Below are 18,977 nucleotides of genomic sequence, written 5' to 3'. Positions count from 1 at the left end.
TGCTATTGGTTTCATCCTTCTTATGAAGCGGTGTGAGCAGCATAGAGATTAATCCTGAGCATAAACTGTAATCACCAGGTAAGTTTTCATGGAAGCAGCATCAGCATATGTACAAATGGAAAAACGACAATCCAGCTGTCGCAGCGGTCTAAAATACCACCGTGCCCTGGCAGCAGATTACCGGAATCTTTAATGCCGTACACTCGTTTGTATGCAGATTGCACCAAATCGCCCAGTTGCCCCACAACCGCACAGGCCAAGCCAATACCGAAGGCTTTGGACCACGGCAGCAGTCCTCCTGACAAACCGGCGAATAGCAGAGCTATAACCAACGCTAAAATAATCCCACCGATGGACCCTTCGACCGTTTTGTTTGGACTAATCGCAGGCCATAGCTTTGTTTTTCCTACCATTTTACCTACAAAATAGGCCCCAGCATCACTTGCCCAAATACAAGCAAGCAATAAAAAAGTCCATAACAGCCCATGTTCCATATGACGTGATTCCGCAATATACGAAAATCCAAAACCTATATAAACGGTACCAAGGAATAGCATAGCTACCGTTTGAATAGGGATCTTGTTTTTCGTGCCCACTGTAATGACCATAAAAGCTATCATTATCAGCCAAAGCATGCTGGCAAAGGGTAGTGGTGAATGCAAGCCCAAAGGTTGATAAGGGAATACAAAAGCTAATATGCTTACGTACCCGAGCATTGCCGTACCCCCAAAAGGAGATACCTGTGTCATTCGTGCGAACTCATAAAATCCGATCAGGGCCATCACCAAAATAAGCAAATGGTAGGCCAAGCCGCCCCACAGGACCATCGCCAAAAAGAATACGCCTGCCAGAATACCGGTAATTAATCTCTGTCTCAACGGCTTTCATCCTCCATTTACTTCAGTCCGCCATACCGTCGTGATCTTTGCTGATATTCGACCACTGCTTCGTATAAGTGTTCTTTCTTAAATTCAGGCCAATAAATATCCGTAAACCATAACTCACTGTAAGCAAGCTGCCAGAGCATAAAATTACTGAGTCTAAGCTCACCACTTGTCCGAATCAATAAATCAGGGTCTGGCATATCACTGGAAAGCAACGTGTTTCCGATCATATCAGGTGTTATATCTTCTGATTTGAGCTTCCCGCTCTCAATTTGACGCCCCAACGTTTGCATGCATTCTGTGATTTCCAGCCGACTTCCATAATTTAATGCAAAATTAAGAACAAGTCCGGTATTATGTTCGGTTCGCCGAATCGCTTCAGTCAACGCTTCAACGGTATGAGAAGGTAAAAGCTCCTTGTTTCCCATCATACGTACCTGTACATTTTTTTCAATCAGCTCATCCAGCTCAATAGCCAGAAATTCCTGTGGCAATCGCATTAGAAAATCAACCTCGTCCTTTGGACGCGTCCAATTTTCAGTCGAAAAAGCAAACATAGTCAAATACTTAATGCCCAGTTCGTCCGCCGCAATTGCCGTGCGTTTCACTGCCTTCATTCCATTTTGATGCCCTACAATCCGCGGCATTCCAATCCGTTTGGCCCATCTGCCGTTTCCATCCATGATGACAGCAACATGCTGCGGAATATTGTCTTTTGAAATGGCCGGTGTTTGCTGATTTTGTTCCCTGTTCCACCAAGACCGAACCCGTTTGATCATTCCAGTTCCTCCAGCATTCTCTGAAAATGTGCCTCAGGCTTGAAAAGAGACAAACCCCACCGTAAGGGAGGGGCTGCCATTCTTTTAGACTTCCATAATTTCTTTTTCTTTTGCAGCTAGAACTCTATCCACTTCAGCGATAAATTTATCGGTTGTTTTCTGGATATCTTCCTGATGTTTACGAGATTCGTCCTCGGAAATATCACTTTTCTCCATTTTTTTGATATCATCATTTGCATCACGGCGGATGTTACGAATAGCGATCTTCGCTTCTTCACCGTTCTTTTTCGTCATCTTCACCAGTTCAGTTCTGCGTTCCTCTGTCAAAGCAGGAATGCTCAGACGGATGGTGTTTCCATCATTCGAAGGTGTCAAACCGAGATCCGATTTTTGGATAGCGCGCTCGATGTCGGCCAAGGAGGATTTATCCCAAGGCTGAATCATCAAGGTTCGACTGTCAGGTGTGTTTACGTTTGCCAGTTGGTTGACCGGAGTCATTGCGCCGTAATACTCAACCTGCACACGGTCCAGTAAAGCTGGTGTTGCCCGCCCTGCACGCAAAGATGAAAGATCACGTTGCAAGGCCTGAATTGCTTTTTGCATGCGCTCTTCAGCGCTTTTTTTCACGGATTGTGGCATTAATTTACACTCCCTTTGACGATCGTACCAATTTTCTCACCCAGCACGACACGTTTAATGTTACCTTGCTCTGTAATAGCAAAGACAATTAACGGAATATTGTTATCCATGCACAGCGAGGAAGCTGTAGAATCCATGACACCGAGGTTTTTATTGAGCACATCCAAATACGTGAGCTGCTCATATTTCTCAGCAGTGCTGTCTTTAAACGGATCGGCTGAATATACACCATCCACTTTATTTTTAGCCATCAGAATCACTTCGGCTTCAATCTCAGCAGCTCGCAAAGCAGCAGTAGTGTCAGTCGAGAAGAACGGATTCCCTGTACCTGCCGCAAAGATAACGACCCGGCCTTTTTCCAGATGGCGGATAGCTCTACGACGGATATAAGGTTCTGCAATTTGTTGCATCGCGATGGATGTCTGCACACGTGTAGGTACTTCAATTTGCTCCAAAGCATCCTGCAAAGCCAGTGAGTTCATCACCGTTGCCAGCATACCCATGTAATCCGCCGTCGCTCGGTCAATCCCATTGGCGCTTCCAGCGATACCACGCCAGATATTGCCGCCTCCACATACGATGGCAACTTCCACACCCAGTTCCACAACGTCTTTGACTTGCTGAGCAATCGAAGCAATCGTATCTGCATCAATACCATAACCGTTCGATCCTGACAGCGACTCTCCACTAACCTTCAGGACTACACGCTTAAACACAGGTTTTTCCAAATGATCACCCTCCAATATCATTTATATTTTATGTAACAGGATAAGTGTCCTGTTGCAAGAAAAGGAACACCGATGTGTTCCATTTCCGCTTTTCCATATTCAATTACCGCTCGTTGGTAATTATTGTTTCACTTGAGACATAACTTCTTCGTAGAAGTTGTCTTCTTTTTTCTCCAGACCTTCACCCAGCTCAAAACGAACAAAGCGACGTACGGAGATGTTTTCACCAATCGTACTGATTTTCTCGTTGATCAGTGTGGAGATTGTTTTGTCTGGATCTTTGATGAAAGATTGCTCCAGCAAGCAGAATTCTTCGTAATATTTACCGATGCGGCCTTCAACCATTTTTTCAACGATTTTTTCTGGTTTGCCTTCGTTCAAAGCTTGTGCTTTCAGGATTTCTTTTTCTTTTTCAATCTCTTCCTGTGGCACTTCTTCGCGACGAACATAACGAGGGTTCGATGCAGCGATATGCATTGCAATGTCACGTACAAAATCTTTGAACTGGTCTGTTTTCGCTACGAAGTCTGTTTCGCAGTTTACTTCTACCAGTACGCCGATACGGCCGCCAGCATGAATGTAGGATTCAACAACGCCTTCAGTAGCAATACGACCTGCTTTGTTGGCTGCAGCTGCAAGTCCTTTTTCACGCAGAACTTCAACCGCTTTTGTCAAATCACCATTTGCTTCTTCAAGCGCTTTTTTACAATCCAGCATTCCTGCGCCTGTTTTTTCACGAAGCTCTTTTACTGCGCTAGCATTAACTGCCATATTATTTCCCTCCAAATTTGATTTTAAGTGGTATACACGAGCTTTATTCCTTAAAAAAAGGGTAGTGAGAGGTTATCCACCTGCCAACCACCCTTTTCATTTAATTCGTATAGGTATTTCCTATCGGAAATATTATGCTGTAGTTTCTTCGCCTTGGTTTGCTTCCATAACTGCATCAGCCATTTTACCAGTCAGCAATTTAACAGCGCGAATCGCATCGTCATTACCTGGGATAACATAGTCGATTTCGTCTGGATCGCAGTTAGTATCAACGATACCAACGATTGGGATACCCAATTTACGAGCTTCAGCAACCGCGATACGTTCTTTGCGTGGATCAATGATGAACAGAGCGCTTGGAAGGCCCTTCATGTTTTTGATACCGCCCAAGAATTTTTCAAGACGATCTTTTTCTTTGCGAAGAATGATAACTTCTTTTTTAGGAAGAACTGCGAATGTGCCGTCCTCTTCCCAAGATTCCAACTGTTTCAAACGATCAATACGTTTTTGAATAGTTTGGAAGTTAGTCAGTGTTCCACCCAACCAACGTTGGTTAATGTAGAATTGACCAGCGCGTTCTGCTTCTTCCTTAACGGAATCTTGCGCTTGTTTCTTTGTGCCTACGAACAGGATTGTACCATTCTCAGCTGCAATGCTTTTTACGAAGTTGTAAGCTTCCTCAACCTTTTTCACTGTCTTTTGCAAGTCAATGATGTAAATACCGTTTCTTTCAGTGAAGATATAACGATCCATTTTCGGGTTCCAGCGACGTGTTTGGTGACCAAAGTGAACCCCAGCTTCCAAAAGCTGTTTCATGGAGATTACTGCCATCTTCACACACCTCCTAAGTTTGGTTTTTTGTGTGTCCTCCGCCGACATCATTTTTCATAAAGACTTTCTGTTGAAAGCACCCTTCACGAAATTAACCGACGTGCGTTTTTAACACCGTCAATTAATATACCATAACACTTGTATCGTTGCAACCAACTTTTCGACAATCATTGAATCCGTGCCCAAAGTAACTGGGTGCTTTCGTCTGTCGAGCTTTTAAGAAAAGATAAGAGCCGTCCACTTCCCGTACTGGTCAGTTGGACGGCTTCTTTGTAATTTTAGTAATGATAGAACCGAAATCCTCACCTTTGACAAACTGATAGGTGCCGGTACGAATTTTAGTATTGATTTTTTGAGCATTAGCCGCTGCCTCAAACGCATTGGCATCTGAAACAACGCCCGCCTTCTCCAAGCCGGATGCCACACTTCTCAAATTACTTCCCGATGCAATGCTATATTGCACTTGCGGAGCAGCAGGCTGCTTAGGGATAGCTGGAGTAGTCTCAGTACCAGATTCTTTCACTTGCGGTTTATCCGGTTTTTTCGGTATAGACGTGCTGGCCGCAGGCTTGGAAGCAGTCGAAGGTGTGCTGTTCGCGGGTGCCTTTGGTGTTGATGGCGTTTGGGCTGGTTTTGCCTTTTGAGGTGCAGTCGGTGTTTTGCTGCCTTCCTTAATCACCTTATTCCGCCATTCCTCTTCTGTCATCTTCGGATCAGAAGGGTCACTGATCTGAAGATTTAATCCAGCTGCTGCCTTCTCCAATTGCTCACGGGTCATGTTTTTCGGGTCTATTGAGGATGGCTGGGATTGTCCTTGACCGACAATCGCCAGTTGCAGCAGCAATGCGCCTGTTACAAGTCCGGTACCCATACCTAGCATAAATGAACGATTTTTGATCAATTTAGATCCTCCCGTTCTGCCAGTTGCAATATGAGCTGTACCTCGCCCCGCTGGATACCTGATTGCTTGGCTATATAATCCACCGACTTCCCCTGCTCATAGAGCGTGAACAGCTCTTGATAACGATCACGGATGGATTCTGTCAACTGTTTGGTTTCAGGCTCTTGCAATGCTGGCTGCTCATCCCCAGCTACGTTGAGATCGTCCGAAACAGGATGCCCTTCTTGTAAGGGCATTGCAGACTGCGGTCTGTGAAACTGGTCATAAGCAGCCGCTGCCTGTTGAGAAATACCTGTATAGCGTATTCCCCCAGATGTAGTCTCCACTTGTGCAGAGGCCGCAGCAAGCACAGCCTGTCGCTCAAGCTCGACGATACGGTTTCGCAGCTCAGCCACCTGCTCCTGTAATGCCGCCTGCTTAACTGCGTGTTCCTGCTTCATACCAGATACGAGTTCAATCAGCTCGTCATTATCGCTTTCAATATCGGCCATGTATTGCTCCAGTGTGGCCTCGACCTTTTGGACGACGGCCTCTTCTGCTCCCCGATCCGGCTGACGCTTAGGCAGCAGCCGGGCGTAGACAACAGCTGCAACGCCCAGCAGAACAATATAAATCCATGGTTGGTCCACTGCCCATCGTCTCCTTTAATTATGCTCCTCCACCTGTTGTAATCAGAGCGAAAAATCAATATGGTGTCCCTTATACGGATGCTCTGCTGGATGCTCTTTAGGCAGCTCGTTCTCACCAGATTGGGAACGGCCCTGCTGCGAAGATTCCCTGCCCTGAGCTCCTGTTTGCCGTTCATCGACAAATGCTTCTGCAGACTCATCTACCGCACTGCTTCGCTGACGCAAGTTCTCCGTCTCCAGCGCGTTCTTTTGTCCTAGCAGTGCCTGGTCATTCATCGGCCGCTGCTGGAAATCACTTTGGTATCTACCTGCTTCACTGGTACGAGGTACGGCAATTTGCAATTCAACAGCTTTCAAGCTCATTGGACCACGCCCTTTCCGATTGAGCATCCGTGTATGTCTTCCGAGGAATACAATGTCAAGTTAGAATCCGTATACCAAATTATACATAAGAGGACATGCTGATGTCTCCCTCATGATAATAAAACGCCATTCTTTCCACTGAATCTTTAATAAATTTCGTATATCTGCCGATAACTATTTTAGAGCCGCCGTAAATTATATTTTTTACTTCTACCCGTGCACGGCTCGTATCTTCCAATGTTCGTTCAATTTCCAGCATCCTGGACTTGGTTTCCAAAAGCTCATGCTCATTAGATTTTTTAGTAGATGTCAGCTTGATTCGCATGGCCATTCTTTCCGGTGCAAGCTGTCCAGTGGCAGCTAGCTGATCCAATATAGTGAGAGCCTTATTGGTTTTATCCTGACTGTCTGTCTGTTGCTTCAAACGTGCGCGCAGCTCTGTCAGCTCATTACGCAGTTCTGGAAGCACGCCCACTTCGATAATGGTAGCTGTGGACATCGTGTTACCGATAGTACGCGCCACTACCTTTTCACCTGCTTGTACATTGCCACCCACGATGAGTCCTTTTGTCCCCTCGCAGATCACATTTTTGCTCGCTTTAATCTGGGAATGCATAATGCTTTGGGATACGAGAATATCGCCTCCCGCAATGACGTTACCATCCTGTATAAAGGAGCATTTCACATTTTGTGCTGCTTTCACATAGCCCTTATGGTATCCAATAATGCCGCCACTGATTTCCACCGAACCTTCCGCTTCCAGTTCAGCACCTTCCACACCACCGATAACACGGATGTCGCCAGCAGCCCGAATACGAAAACCTGTCAATACATTTCCACGAATGACGACGGTTCCAACAAAATCAATGTTACCAACACTATAATCCACGTCTCCGTTTACTTCATATACAGGGAATACATTAAGCTTGCCCTTTTCAGTTGTAGTCACCAATCCATCAATAGCCGCATACATCGCAATGCCTTCCGGATGAACCACTACATTTTTTCCAATCTTAAAGCGGGCCTCTCTACCTGGAAGAAAAGGAATCTCCTCCCCAGTTACAGCAATACCCGGTACACCCGGCATAGGCTCAACTCGTTCGGCAATCAGCTGTCCACGCTTTACATTTCGCAAACGAGTTAATTCTTTATAGTCCACCCGGCCGTCAGCGGTTTCGAGCGGCTTATGTGAATAATCTCCGGTCACGATTTCGGCCAGATTAATTTTTCCGTCTTTGCCATGGATCGGCTGCTTTCCCTGAGCAATCAATAATTTGGTGAAGAAATGATCTTCTGGACGTGCCACAAATGTATGAATCGCATCAGTAATTAAACCATAAGATATTTTCTGGCTGCTCAGAAAACGCTCTAGTTCCTCGACAGAACAGTTAAAGCCTTCTTCACGTTTGGCAAACTCCAAATAGGCGGTTTGTTTGTCAGGTGAGACAACCACTTTTAAAAACTGGTCCAAAGCATATTGCTTCTCCACAAGGGTGCTCCTTCCGTTTAACTGTTACTGTAACCTCCCGTACGTTAATCTTTACGCATTAACAAATCCCGTTGTTTGTCCAATGTCGCTCTCAGGCGTAATATTGCCTTGGAATGCAACTGTGAAATTCTCGAAGGAGAGAGCGACATGACCTCAGCAATTTCACTGAGCGACAAATCCTCGTAATACAATAAAGAAACAACGATACGCTCTTTTTCAGTCAATTTGTCAATGCCTTGTGCAAGGGCATCACGAAGTGTAAATTCATTGACTTTATGATCTGGATTTTTCGCCTTCTCGTCCACCAAAAGGGAAAGCCGTGTTTCCGACTCTTCTTCGCGGATCGGGTCCTCCAGTGAGACGATCGACATAACAGCAACTTCCTGAATCATATTTTGAAACTCTTTCTCGGAGACGTCCAAATAATGGCTCATCTCTTCATCGCTAACTGTACGCAAATATCTCTGCTCCAAATGCTGGTAGGCATCTTCAATTTTTTTCGCTTTTTCCCTAACTGAACGAGGAACCCAATCCCCTTGACGAAGACCATCCAAAATCGCTCCACGAACACGCCAAGAAGCATAAGTCTCAAACTGTAAACCACGTCCATAGTCAAATTTCTCCAAAGCATCAATCAAGCCCATGACCCCGTTACTCGCCAAGTCGTCTTTGGATACATTTTTAGGTAAGCCTACTGCAAGCCGACCCGACACATACTCCACAATATGAAGATACTTTTCAATTAACTGCTTTTTTGCTTCCTTGTCACCGTGTTCTTTCCATTGCTCCCACAGCTCGGAATGGTTTAAATGAGCGGCTTTTCGCTCGTTCATCGGCTTCACCCTCCTTATTTGTCTGTCAGGTGACGAACGGCCTTGGCCAATTCTTCAGGGTTCTTGTTGGAAACCAGCTTAGGCGGGTTTAAAGGTGCGAAACCATGATCTCCCCCGTCCGTCTGCTCTGGCTTCGGCTTCAGCAATTCATTCAGATTTTCATTTTCGTCTGGTGTCGTCAGGTCCAGATTCTCACCTACGCCATCTACCTGAGAGCTTGCCCGGCTTTGGGCATTCCCCAGATCTGGCCGCGCTACAACACCAAGTGTCCAGCGCAGCACAAATGCAAGTAGGAACCAAAAAACGAAGGCGATCAAGCCACGAATTAAGCTCGTGGTCAGCAGATTGCTGCCAACGGACAACACAAAAGTCAGACAAAATCCGACTACTCCAGACCAAAGATTAATGCGTAAGCTGCCAAATAACATAATTATAATTCCTTTACACCTTTTTGTACGCTTCGAATGTTCAAAACGCCGGTTTCACAGTCCAACTCAATCGTTCGTCCATAATTACCGCCAGTATCCTCCGCAATCAAAGGAATACCAAGATCTACGAGCATTTCCTTACATGATTCTACGTTGCGCGGACCAATCCGCATGGTATCTCCACTACCGGCAAAGGCGAACATCTGCGCTCCGCCTGCCATTTTGGCAATCAGTCTGCGGCGTTCGGCTCCCAATTTCAGCATCCGCTCAAACAGCTCCGGCAGTGCTGTATCCGCGTATTTGGCAATGTTCAATTGCCCTTCACGTGCAATATCCGAGGACGGTAGCATCACGTGTGCCATGCCTGCCAGTTTCAAATGAGGGTCGTAGAGGGTCAATCCGACGCAGGAGCCAAGTCCTGTCGTGCGAATCGAATTCGGATTGCTGGTTACATTTAAGTCTGCCATGCCGACTTTAATGATGCTTTTCTCCTCAATCATCGTTCATCGGGACTCCTAACGACCTAAAAATTTTCCCGAACGATTCTGGATCAGGAATAAGGAAAAATTGACCCTCAATCTGATTCTGACCTTCCAGAAACGATGTGTCAATCAATAAAGCCGCATCCCCCATTTGCCCAAATTGGAGCAGCCCGTAGCTGAGAATTGCTCCCGCCATATCCAATGCCAGCGCAGGGACTGTCGGATACATAGACAAACGTGTGAAATCCGCCAGCGAGGACAGGTATGAGCCCGCTAAAATATTTCCAATCTCGGAGAGGGCTGAATGCTCCATTTCGTTAAAGCTGTCTTCGTCATCTGAAGGAATGTTCGCCAGACGGGACAGCAGACTTTTGGCCGCCTGAGGCTGCAATATAAAAAATAGATTACCTGGCGCTTCCCCTTCGACCCTAAAAAACACGGCAACAACAAGTTGCTCATCTCCACCGACTTTATCGGCAATTTCCTCAAAGGGCAGCATCTGTACTTTGGGCACACCCATATCAATCGGTTTATTGAGAAGCCGGGAGAGCGCTGTAGCAGCGTTCCCCGAACCAATGTTGCCAACCTCTTTCAAAACATCCAACTTGAAGTCTTCGAGGTTCCTAAGATTCTCCATATATTAGTCCTCTAAACCTTCCAGTTGGTTCATTTCACTTCGATTCAGGACTTCGGACAAGTTCAGCATGATCAACAGGCGCTCTTCACCGATTTTAGCAACTCCACGCAGGTATTTAGCCTTGACTCCGCCAATCACTTCCGGTGGTGTCTCGATGTTGTCGGTATTCAGGTCAATAACGTCATTCGCCGAATCAACGATAAAGCCGACTTGCATCTCACCTACTGCAACGATAATGATACGGGTTTGATCCGTATACTCAGCTTCAGGCAATCCAAAGCGGCCACGAAGATCAATAACTGGGATGACTACGCCTCTCATGTTGAATACGCCTTTAACAAAATCGTATGTTCTCGGAACCCGTGTAATCGGCACCATGCGTTCAATAGATTGGACTTTTTCTACTTCGACACCGTATTCCTCTTCACCAAGCTTAAATACGATAACTTTAATTTCTTCTCCCATGTCTAAAAACCCTCCTTATTGATGTCAGCAATCTCACATTTCTTTCATTTTTAATGAAGACATTATTTAATGAAAACATTCGGGTCAATGATCAAAGCAACCTGACCGTCACCCAAAATCGTGGCGCCTGAAATTCCTTGAATGTTTGGAAGGTACTTGCCCAAATTTTTAAGGACAATTTCACTTTGCCCCAAAAAGTCCTGCACAGAAAGTGCTGCCAGACGGTCTCCCTTGCGGATTACCACGACCTCAGTCTCTTCTTCCTCATCTTCATTGAAGTCCGGTACCTCAAACAGCTGACTCAAGGAGATAAGCGGGATATGGGAATCGCGGAAAGCGATCATTTTATTGCCATGTACCGAACGAATTTGTGTCCGTTTGACGATCGCGGTCTCCACAATGGATGACAAAGGAATTGCATATTTTTCAGAGCCAATCTGTATCATCATCGCTGCAATAATGGACAGGGTCAGTGGCAATTGTACAGAGAAGTTGGTTCCTTTCCCCAAGGTAGAGTGAACGGTAACATTGCCACCCAAAGCCGTAATTTTGGATTTAACAACATCCAGACCAACACCGCGTCCTGAGACGTCGGAAATAACCGCCGCTGTACTAAAGCCTGGAGCAAACAGTACCTGATAGGCTTCCTCGTCGGTCATGACGGCTGCCTGCTCTTCTGTCAAAATCCCTTTGGAAATAGCGCTGTTCAGTACCTTCTCACGATTAATGCCGTTCCCGTCATCCTCAATCTCGATAAATACGTTGTTTCCGCTATGGAAGGCACGCAATTGCACCGTTCCTGTCTCTGGTTTACCAGCGGCAATACGGTCGGCTACTGACTCAATTCCATGATCCACGGAGTTACGGAGCAAATGCACCAGAGGATCGCCAATTTCGTCGATAACAGTGCGGTCCATTTCAGTTTCTGCACCAGTAATAACCAGATCCAGTTTTTTATCAAGTGATTTGGCCAGATCGCGCACCATGCGTGGAAAACGGTTGAAAACAGTATCGACCGGAACCATCCGCAATTTAAGCACAACGTTTTGCAAATCGCTGCTCACACGGCTCATGTGCTCTACCGTTTCTGTCAGTGCCGGATTGGAAGCTTCACTTGCCAGCTGCTCCAACCGTACCCGATCAATGAGCAGCTCGCTGAATAAATTCATCAGTACGTCCAGACGTTCAATATCTACACGAATAGTACGGTTATGTGTAGGTGCAGCTGCCTTGGCTGCTGGTGCTTTAGCTGCAGCTGGCTTAGCAACAGAGGCCGCAGCTGGAGACTGCGGCTGGGATGGAGCGGATTGTTGTACGGCAACAGCCTCCTGCACCGCAGCAGCCTCTGCCACTCCGGCAGTAACTTCGCTCATTTGTTTAAGAGATTCCTGATCCAGCTGTACTACGGAGACAGTTTCGATTTCGGAAATACTCGCGATTTCCTTTTCCAGCTCCCCGACTTCTTTCTGCGTTATGTAATATAACGAGAAGCTTTGTTCAAATTTCTCCTGCTCAATATCCTGTACGGACGGATAAGCTTTCACGATTTCACCGGAGTTTTCCAGCGTGTTGAATACCATAAAAGCACGTGCCGCCTTCAGCTGGCTATCTGAGCTGATTGTCACTTGAATATAGTGAACACGATGCCCCTCGGAAATAGATTGCTCCAGTACAGAATACTGAAATTGATCCAGAACAAGCCCAGCACTATCGCTACGTTCCACTTTTTGGGCTGGAGAATCCACAGAAACAGCACCCGTACCGGACTTTTGGAAATCACCGCTCACAATGGATTGCAGTGAAGCTACAATGGAGGAAACATCCGCTTTTCCATCGCCGCCCTCTGTAATGTTCTGCACCATGGACTCCAGAGCATCCAATCCCTTGAACAAGGTATCGAATATAAATTCATGCATCGCCAGCTTGTTGTTGCGTACCAGATCAAGAACGTTTTCCATTTGGTGAGTGAGCGATGCCAGATCTTCAAACCCCATCGTAGCGGCCATTCCTTTGAGGGTATGGGCAGAACGGAAAATCACCTGAACGATGCCTAGATCTGTAGGGTTGCTTTCCAGTTGAAGCATATTTTCGTTAAGAGATTGCAGATGATCATTCGACTCATCAATAAACATGTTTAAATATTGGTTCATGTCCATTGTGAGACACCTCCTCCATGAGTTACACTCCGATTATTTCACAACTTGTACAAGCTTGGGGGCGATCTCCTGCATAGGCAGAAGGTGACGCACACATTTTAACTCTACTGCTGAGCGGGGCATTCCGTACACGACACAAGTTTCTTCATTTTCAGCAAATGTGGACTGTACCCCAGCATCATAAAGCTTTTTCATCATTTTAGCTCCATCGCTTCCCATGCCAGTCAACAACACTAGATGCCGTTCCAGTGAGGTTAACGGGAGCAAGGATTCGAACATCGTATCTACAGAAGGACGGTGACCATTACGAGCTTCTTCCGTCTTCAGTGAAACGGTGTATTTACCGCCCGCTCCTGGCACAATTCTTAACTGATATCCTCCTGGAGCGATGTAGGCGGTACCGGTCTCCAGCGTCATTCCCTGCTCTGCCTCCACTACTCGGAGAGGGCTCAACGTGTTCAGACGTTGTGCCAGCGAGCGAGTAAAGTTAGGAGGCATATGTTGAACGATGACGATGGGGGCAGGAAAATCCCCAGGAATGCGCTCCAGCAACGTCTTCAGCGCCCGCGGGCCACCTGTAGAGCATCCGACCGCTACCAGCTTGCGAAAGTTGGATGTATGCACACCTTTTTTAAAAGACAGCCCCTTAGGTGGAGTCGGAATTGCAGGTGCCGTTACCGAAGGCGTAGGCGTTGAAGGAGTGGAAGAAGCCGATGAAGTTACGGTCTTCCGCTGCTCCGGCTTAACCAGTCCTGCCTTGTCCGTACGCTGCAGCGATTTGGCAGCAGCCGTACCGGAAATATCCAGTTTCCTATTCTTTCGTTCCGTACCATTGGACGGTTCCTGCTTCGGCTGCGCAGCAGGTGCTTTCGCTGGCTTGCTCGGCTGAGCCGAGGATTGACCTTTGCGCTCACCAGTCACAGATGTTTCTGACTGCTTCCGTTTTGTTTCTGGCTTGGCAGCAGCCTGGACGGGTTTGCCGGCATCTCGCTTCGGCTGCGCCGATGTAGCAGGTGGAGAAACTGGAGGAGTAATACGGGTCTTCTCTGTTGGTGCTTCCACTCGTTTCTCTGTCACAGCCTGTCCCTCTGGAGGGTTTTCCAGTGGCGTTTTATTTTCTTGCTCCAGTGCTGCTTTGCGCTCATTCGCTTCCTTCCGTTCCATACGGCTGCGCACTGCTTGCATAGCGGTATGCATCTGCTCCAGCAGCGCCTTGCTTACCTGTCCAATGTCTTGCGCATGAGATATGGATGGCTTTCTTATAAAATCGAAAGCTCCTGCCTCCAGAGCCATGATGGTCTCCTTCATGCCTTGCTCATTAATGCCAGACAACATAATGACAGGCAACGGATGGGCTGCCATAATCAGTGGCAATGCTTCAAGCCCATTCATTTCAGGCATTTCGACATCCAGAGTAACCAGATCCGGCTGTAACTCCTTCACTTTCTCTACAGCCTCTTTGCCGTTGGCAGCTGTACCTACGATGGTGAACGACTCATCCCTTACAATTAAATCTGAAATAATTTTGCGCATAAAGGCCGAATCATCTACAACCAGCACCCGGTAAGCACACATGTTAAACACCTCTGTTTCCTCTCATCAAAATCAATGTACAGAACGTCGCAGCCATTTTTGCATAAAACCTTTAATTCCGCTCAATGTGCTAGATTGCGGAGCCTGCGGCATTGCTGCAAAACGGTGAGCCAGATTCAATACATCTCTGGAGGCCGCACATCCCGGAAAGGCAACCCAGAAAGGTACTTGCCTTTTGACTGCCTGTATGACATGTGTATCATCACTGATATGTCCAAGCAACGGGATATCGATCTCCAAAAAACGTCTTGCAACAAGTGCAATCTTATCGGCAACTTGACGGGCCTCATTATCGTTATCGGCACGATTGACTATAATTTTGAATACCGTATCCTTTTGCAAGCCGCTCACGACCTTGATTAGCGCATAAGCATCTGTTAAGGACGTCGGTTCCGGTGTGGTTACAACTATACATTCGTCAGCTGAAGTGATGAATTTAAGGTTTTCCTTGGACAAACCCGCACCGGTGTCAAACAAAATATAATCCATATTTGCTGCCATTTTCTCCACTTCATCGGCAAAATAATTCAGATCATCATCTGATAGCGAAAACAGCTCGCTCAAGCCCGATCCTCCGGCAATATAAGGCAGACCACCTACACCCGTTTGAATAATTTCATCCATTGATTTTTCACGTTTTAGCAGGTGAAGAAGATTGTATTGTGAGTTGGCCCCCATCAACACATCAATGTTGGCCATACCAATATCAGCGTCAAATACAAGTACCCTTCGACCAAGGGATTGCAGGGCCAAAGCAAAGTTGAGCGTGAAATTGGATTTGCCTACCCCGCCTTTACCACTGGTGACCGTTACAATTTTCGCCTGGCGATCACGTGGGGGCAATCGGAATTTATCCAAGGCTGAAGCCATCTGTCTAAGTGATTGGGCTTGGTCGCTCATATCAAATCTCCGCTATCTCCTGATAATGCTTTGGCTCCGAGCAGCATGCTTGTCACCATTTCTGTATCTGGATGAAGAAGATCATCAGGAACATTTTGTCCGTTAGTGATATAAGCCAGCTGCATCGGAAAATGATGCAATAGATTAAACATTCCTCCGCAGCTTCCTGTCTCATCCATCTTCGTAAATACAACCTTGCCAAGGCCGAACTTACTGAAATGGCCGGTGATATTGAGCATATCCTTGCTTTTGGACGTCATGCTGAGCACCAGATATGTCTCACTTTCCTTAATAGGTGAAAGCAGGCTTTGCAATTCGGAAACCAGCAGCTCATTCCGATAGTTTCGTCCCGCAGTATCCATGAGGATCAGGTCACAATGCTCCAGACGCTGAATGGCTCTGTGAACATCCCCGGGAGATTGCACAACCTCAAGCGGTACATTCAAAATCGTAGCATATGTACGCAGTTGCTCAACGGCCGAAATACGATACGTATCAGAAGTAATAAATCCAACCTTGCGTTGATGCTTAAACAACTGCTCTGCTGCCAGCTTGGCAATGGTCGTCGTTTTCCCTACCCCCGTTGGGCCTGCCACATACACAATTTTGGTATCTTTTGAGATGCCTTTGTCCAGTCTTGTCCGAATAAATTCGGCTACTTCTTCACGAAGGGCTTGTTCCCAATCAAAAGACTCTGGAGCAAAAGGGTGCTCACTACGTCGCTCATATACTCGTTCGAGCCAATACTCTAGCAGATCACGCTCCACTTCCTGTTCCAACAATCGTTCACAAATCTCTTGCAATGGCTCCGGCCAAGTACTTTCCAGCGAGGAGTTGCGGGAAAAGCGAGTCATCATAGCTTTCATTTCCCGTAATTCATTGAGCAGAGCCTTATTTTCCGCTGCGCCGCTCTTGTCTGGAACCCTTGATTCCATTGGTTGCTTCAATAGTTCACTGGACGTTTCCATGTTCGAAAATAAGGCTTCATTCGTCAGGAGTTGAGCTATTGTTTCCGGACTATGATCAGACCCGGCTGATGAATGCTCCGAGGCTGATGCCGTTTGTTCCGAGCCGGCTGTTAAATCAGCCATTCCCTCTCTGGAACCGCCCGTCATCTGCGTTACACGCCGGTAAGCTTCTGGAGCGGCTTGTCTGGGAACTACAGGCGCCGATGGCACCTCCAGCTGCTCAGGTTCCTTCGCTATAGGAAAAGACTGTTGTCGTGGTGTTCCAATCCGCTGAGGCTTTTGAGGTTGCTTCTCCTCTACCGCAGCGACCACTTCGATTTTCTTTTTACTGAACATCCCCATAAAACCGCCGGCCTTGATTTCCTTCGTGCTTAAAATGACGGCATCCGTTCCTAAGTCGCCCCTGATTTGCAGCATGGCTTCCGGCATGGTATCCACCACATATCGTTTCACTCTCATAAGTTCACCACCCCGACACTTTGAATTTCAACGTTCGGCTCCAGTTCACTATACGACAGCACCGGGACATCCTGCATTGTCCGTTCCATCACTTGCCGCAAATACATACGAATCGTCGGTGACGTTAATACGATCGGCTGCTGTCCGGATTGAATGAGACGATTGATTTGCTCCATCATCTTCTGGTACACGGTTTGCGTTGACACTGGATCAAGGGCCAAATAGCTTCCTTGCTCCGACTGTTGCACACTTTCAGCAATTTTCTTCTCCAGTCCCGGTCCTACGGTAATGACACGCAACGTCTCGCCTTGCTGAGCAAACTGCTGGGTAATCTGACGGGACAACGCCTGACGTACATATTCAGTCAGCACATCGGGATCTTTTGTGTAAGTACCGTAATCAGCCAGTGTCTCGAAAATAGTAACCATATCTCGTATTGAAATTTTTTCCTTCAACAGCTTGGCCAATACTTTTTGTACATCTCCAATTGCCAGCACGGAAGGAATAAGGTCGTCCACCAGCACTGGATAATTTTCTTTGAGATTGTCGACCAACGAACGTGTTTCCTGTCTGCCAAGCAGCTCATGAGCATGTTTCTTGATCGTTTCCGTCAAGTGAGTAGCTACGACTGAAGGTGGATCAACTACGGTATAGCCTGATAGTTCCGCAACATCCTTGGTGTTCTCATCAATCCAGAGCGCAGGCAATCCGAAGGCCGGTTCTGTCGTTTCGATCCCTGTAATGGAATCGTCGTCGTATCCCGGGCTCATAGCCAGATAATGATTCAACAGCAGTTCTCCGCCACCTACCGTATTTCCTTTAATTTTAATTACATATTCGTTAGGCTTGAGCTGAATGTTATCCCGTATACGAATGACCGGTACAACCAAACCCAGCTCCAAGGCGCATTGACGGCGAATCATGATAATCCGATCCAGCAAATCCCCACCCTGCTGTGTATCGGCCAGTGGAATCAGCCCGTACCCGAACTCAAACTCAATCGGATCAACCTGAAGCAAATTAATGACACTTTCCGGACTACGTACCTCTTCAATTTGTTGTTCCTCTTCCAGCTGTTCTTCGGCTATCTGCTTGCGTTCCATATTGCCCTGCATCCTGCGGGCCGCGAAAAATAGCAGAACGGCCAGCGGAAGAGTTGTAATGATATGGATTGGTGTGAAAAAGCCCAATAATGCAATCGTGACAGCCACAATGTAGATCAATTTTGGATAAGAGAAAAGCTGTCCTGTCAAGTCCTCTGCCAGGTTTCCATCCGATGTAGCTCGCGTAACAATCAAACCTGACGCTGTGGATATGAGCAGTGCGGGAATCTGGCTAACCAGTCCATCACCGATGGTGAGAACAGAATAAGTCGACAGTGCCTCTGCAAATCCCTTTCCTTGAACGGCCATACCAATGATAAAACCGCCAACCAGGTTAATAATCAAAATGATAATACTGGCGATGGCATCACCTTTAACGAATTTACTCGCACCATCCATCGCTCCGTAAAAATCCGCTTCACGTTCGATTTTGCTGCGCCGCTCACGGGCTTGCTGCTCGTTGATCAGACCCGCATTGAGGTCAGCATCAATGCTCATTTGTTTACCCGGCATCGCATCCAATGTAAAGCGTGCGCCTACCTCAGCAACCCGTTCAGAGCCCTTGGTGATAACGATAAACTGTACGACCACGAGAATCAGGAAGACCACAAAACCGACCGCAATTTGTCCGCCTGCAATCCAGCTACCAAATGTAGCCACGACTTCCCCTGCATGTCCCTCCCCTAAAATGAGTTTGGTCGTGGAAATGTTAAGCGCCAAACGGAACAATGTGGTGATAAGCAGCAATGAAGGAAAAATAGAGAATTGTAAAGCTTCCTTCGTGTTCATAGAAACAAGTAGAATCATCAAAGCAATAGATATATTGATGACGAGTAAAATATCAAGCAGCCATGAAGGGATCGGGAGAATCATCATTAGAACGATGCCGATGACGCCTGCAAGGACAGTTATTTCTTTCATTTTCATGGGTCTCTAGGC

Annotated in this window: 20 protein-coding genes; all 20 read right to left on the bottom strand. The window is 46.8% G+C overall.

Translation table 11 applies throughout. The features are described from left to right. Positions 1-86 precede the first annotated feature (86 nt). Entirely contained in the window at positions 87-878 is a 792-nt protein-coding gene (locus WG8_RS10115; RefSeq protein WP_007430060.1) for a phosphatidate cytidylyltransferase, read from the bottom strand. 17 nt (positions 879-895) lie between these two features. After that, entirely contained in the window at positions 896-1,663 is a 768-nt protein-coding gene (locus WG8_RS10110) for an isoprenyl transferase (protein ID WP_007430059.1), read from the bottom strand. A gap of 84 nt (positions 1,664-1,747) precedes the next feature. Then, positions 1,748-2,302 (bottom strand): ribosome recycling factor, encoded by a 555-nt coding sequence (gene frr, locus WG8_RS10105; protein ID WP_007430058.1) that lies wholly within the window; start codon positions 2,300-2,302, stop codon positions 1,748-1,750. Further along, complete coding sequence (gene pyrH, locus WG8_RS10100) at positions 2,302-3,030, bottom strand: UMP kinase (RefSeq protein ID WP_007430057.1); 729 nt, start codon at positions 3,028-3,030, stop codon at positions 2,302-2,304. Before pyrH ends, frr begins: the two co-directional genes overlap by 1 nt. 120 nt (positions 3,031-3,150) lie before the next feature. Further along, positions 3,151-3,801 (bottom strand): translation elongation factor Ts, encoded by a 651-nt coding sequence (gene tsf, locus WG8_RS10095; RefSeq protein WP_007430056.1) that lies wholly within the window; start codon positions 3,799-3,801, stop codon positions 3,151-3,153. A gap of 132 nt (positions 3,802-3,933) precedes the next feature. Further along, the gene (rpsB, locus tag WG8_RS10090; protein ID WP_007430055.1) at positions 3,934-4,632 is read right to left on the bottom strand and encodes a 30S ribosomal protein S2; all 699 of its coding nucleotides are present in this window, start codon (positions 4,630-4,632) and stop codon (positions 3,934-3,936) included. A 253-nt stretch (positions 4,633-4,885) separates the two neighbouring features. After that, positions 4,886-5,533 (bottom strand): endolytic transglycosylase MltG, encoded by a 648-nt coding sequence (locus WG8_RS10085; protein WP_007430054.1) that lies wholly within the window; start codon positions 5,531-5,533, stop codon positions 4,886-4,888. Beyond that, positions 5,530-6,162 carry a hypothetical protein gene (locus WG8_RS10080; protein WP_007430053.1) on the bottom strand — a complete coding sequence of 211 codons (633 nt, stop codon included), beginning with the start codon at positions 6,160-6,162 and terminating at the stop codon, positions 5,530-5,532. The genes WG8_RS10085 and WG8_RS10080 overlap by 4 nt, the downstream gene beginning before the upstream one ends. A 42-nt stretch (positions 6,163-6,204) precedes the next feature. Further along, positions 6,205-6,525 carry a hypothetical protein gene (locus tag WG8_RS10075; RefSeq protein ID WP_043890953.1) on the bottom strand — a complete coding sequence of 107 codons (321 nt, stop codon included), beginning with the start codon at positions 6,523-6,525 and terminating at the stop codon, positions 6,205-6,207. A gap of 79 nt (positions 6,526-6,604) precedes the next feature. Next, positions 6,605-8,014: a DUF342 domain-containing protein gene (locus WG8_RS10070; protein WP_007430051.1), complete on the bottom strand. Its 1,410-nt coding sequence runs from the start codon at positions 8,012-8,014 to the stop codon at positions 6,605-6,607. A 44-nt stretch (positions 8,015-8,058) separates the two neighbouring features. Further along, positions 8,059-8,847 carry a FliA/WhiG family RNA polymerase sigma factor gene (locus WG8_RS10065; RefSeq protein ID WP_007430050.1) on the bottom strand — a complete coding sequence of 263 codons (789 nt, stop codon included), beginning with the start codon at positions 8,845-8,847 and terminating at the stop codon, positions 8,059-8,061. Between the two features lie 14 nt (positions 8,848-8,861). After that, positions 8,862-9,275 carry a hypothetical protein gene (locus tag WG8_RS10060; RefSeq protein WP_007430049.1) on the bottom strand — a complete coding sequence of 138 codons (414 nt, stop codon included), beginning with the start codon at positions 9,273-9,275 and terminating at the stop codon, positions 8,862-8,864. A 2-nt stretch (positions 9,276-9,277) separates the two neighbouring features. Beyond that, entirely contained in the window at positions 9,278-9,775 is a 498-nt protein-coding gene (locus WG8_RS10055) for a chemotaxis protein CheD (RefSeq protein ID WP_007430048.1), read from the bottom strand. Continuing rightward, complete coding sequence (locus tag WG8_RS10050) at positions 9,768-10,394, bottom strand: chemotaxis protein CheC (RefSeq protein ID WP_007430047.1); 627 nt, start codon at positions 10,392-10,394, stop codon at positions 9,768-9,770. The genes WG8_RS10055 and WG8_RS10050 overlap by 8 nt, the downstream gene beginning before the upstream one ends. A 3-nt stretch (positions 10,395-10,397) precedes the next feature. Then, the gene (locus tag WG8_RS10045; RefSeq protein ID WP_007430046.1) at positions 10,398-10,859 is read right to left on the bottom strand and encodes a chemotaxis protein CheW; all 462 of its coding nucleotides are present in this window, start codon (positions 10,857-10,859) and stop codon (positions 10,398-10,400) included. 62 nt (positions 10,860-10,921) lie between these two features. Then, positions 10,922-13,015: a chemotaxis protein CheA gene (locus tag WG8_RS10040; protein WP_007430045.1), complete on the bottom strand. Its 2,094-nt coding sequence runs from the start codon at positions 13,013-13,015 to the stop codon at positions 10,922-10,924. A 33-nt stretch (positions 13,016-13,048) separates the two neighbouring features. Continuing rightward, positions 13,049-14,590 carry a chemotaxis-specific protein-glutamate methyltransferase CheB gene (cheB, locus tag WG8_RS10035; protein WP_007430044.1) on the bottom strand — a complete coding sequence of 514 codons (1,542 nt, stop codon included), beginning with the start codon at positions 14,588-14,590 and terminating at the stop codon, positions 13,049-13,051. 30 nt (positions 14,591-14,620) lie between these two features. Beyond that, positions 14,621-15,508, bottom strand: coding sequence for a MinD/ParA family protein (locus WG8_RS10030; protein ID WP_007430043.1), 888 nt, complete (start codon positions 15,506-15,508; stop codon positions 14,621-14,623). Beyond that, on the bottom strand, positions 15,505-16,935 hold the full coding sequence (flhF, locus tag WG8_RS10025) for a flagellar biosynthesis protein FlhF (RefSeq protein WP_007430042.1): 1,431 nt from the start codon (positions 16,933-16,935) through the stop codon (positions 15,505-15,507). The genes WG8_RS10030 and flhF overlap by 4 nt, the downstream gene beginning before the upstream one ends. After that, entirely contained in the window at positions 16,932-18,965 is a 2,034-nt protein-coding gene (gene flhA / locus WG8_RS10020; protein ID WP_007430041.1) for a flagellar biosynthesis protein FlhA, read from the bottom strand. The genes flhF and flhA overlap by 4 nt, the downstream gene beginning before the upstream one ends. Positions 18,966-18,977 lie beyond the last annotated feature (12 nt).

Source organism: Paenibacillus sp. Aloe-11, from assembly GCF_000245715.1.
In the GTDB taxonomy this organism is placed as follows: domain Bacteria; phylum Bacillota; class Bacilli; order Paenibacillales; family Paenibacillaceae; genus Paenibacillus; species Paenibacillus kribbensis.
Note: the sequence above shows the minus strand (reverse complement) of the source record. Positions and strands in the feature narration are given on the sequence as shown.

Coding starts and splice junctions, on each gene's coding strand:
- flhF (WP_007430042.1), bottom strand. CDS start 16,935: ATGAGAGTGAAACGATATGTGGTGGATACCATGCCGGAAGCCATGCTG.
- rpsB (WP_007430055.1), bottom strand. CDS start 4,632: ATGGCAGTAATCTCCATGAAACAGCTTTTGGAAGCTGGGGTTCACTTT.
- WG8_RS10075 (WP_043890953.1), bottom strand. CDS start 6,525: ATGAGCTTGAAAGCTGTTGAATTGCAAATTGCCGTACCTCGTACCAGT.
- WG8_RS10060 (WP_007430049.1), bottom strand. CDS start 9,275: ATGTTATTTGGCAGCTTACGCATTAATCTTTGGTCTGGAGTAGTCGGA.
- WG8_RS10030 (WP_007430043.1), bottom strand. CDS start 15,508: ATGAGCGACCAAGCCCAATCACTTAGACAGATGGCTTCAGCCTTGGAT.
- cheB (WP_007430044.1), bottom strand. CDS start 14,590: ATGTGTGCTTACCGGGTGCTGGTTGTAGATGATTCGGCCTTTATGCGC.
- flhA (WP_007430041.1), bottom strand. CDS start 18,965: ATGAAAATGAAAGAAATAACTGTCCTTGCAGGCGTCATCGGCATCGTT.
- WG8_RS10045 (WP_007430046.1), bottom strand. CDS start 10,859: ATGGGAGAAGAAATTAAAGTTATCGTATTTAAGCTTGGTGAAGAGGAA.
- WG8_RS10110 (WP_007430059.1), bottom strand. CDS start 1,663: ATGATCAAACGGGTTCGGTCTTGGTGGAACAGGGAACAAAATCAGCAA.
- WG8_RS10055 (WP_007430048.1), bottom strand. CDS start 9,775: ATGATTGAGGAGAAAAGCATCATTAAAGTCGGCATGGCAGACTTAAAT.
- frr (WP_007430058.1), bottom strand. CDS start 2,302: ATGCCACAATCCGTGAAAAAAAGCGCTGAAGAGCGCATGCAAAAAGCA.
- WG8_RS10065 (WP_007430050.1), bottom strand. CDS start 8,847: ATGAACGAGCGAAAAGCCGCTCATTTAAACCATTCCGAGCTGTGGGAG.
- tsf (WP_007430056.1), bottom strand. CDS start 3,801: ATGGCAGTTAATGCTAGCGCAGTAAAAGAGCTTCGTGAAAAAACAGGC.
- WG8_RS10050 (WP_007430047.1), bottom strand. CDS start 10,394: ATGGAGAATCTTAGGAACCTCGAAGACTTCAAGTTGGATGTTTTGAAA.
- WG8_RS10040 (WP_007430045.1), bottom strand. CDS start 13,015: ATGGACATGAACCAATATTTAAACATGTTTATTGATGAGTCGAATGAT.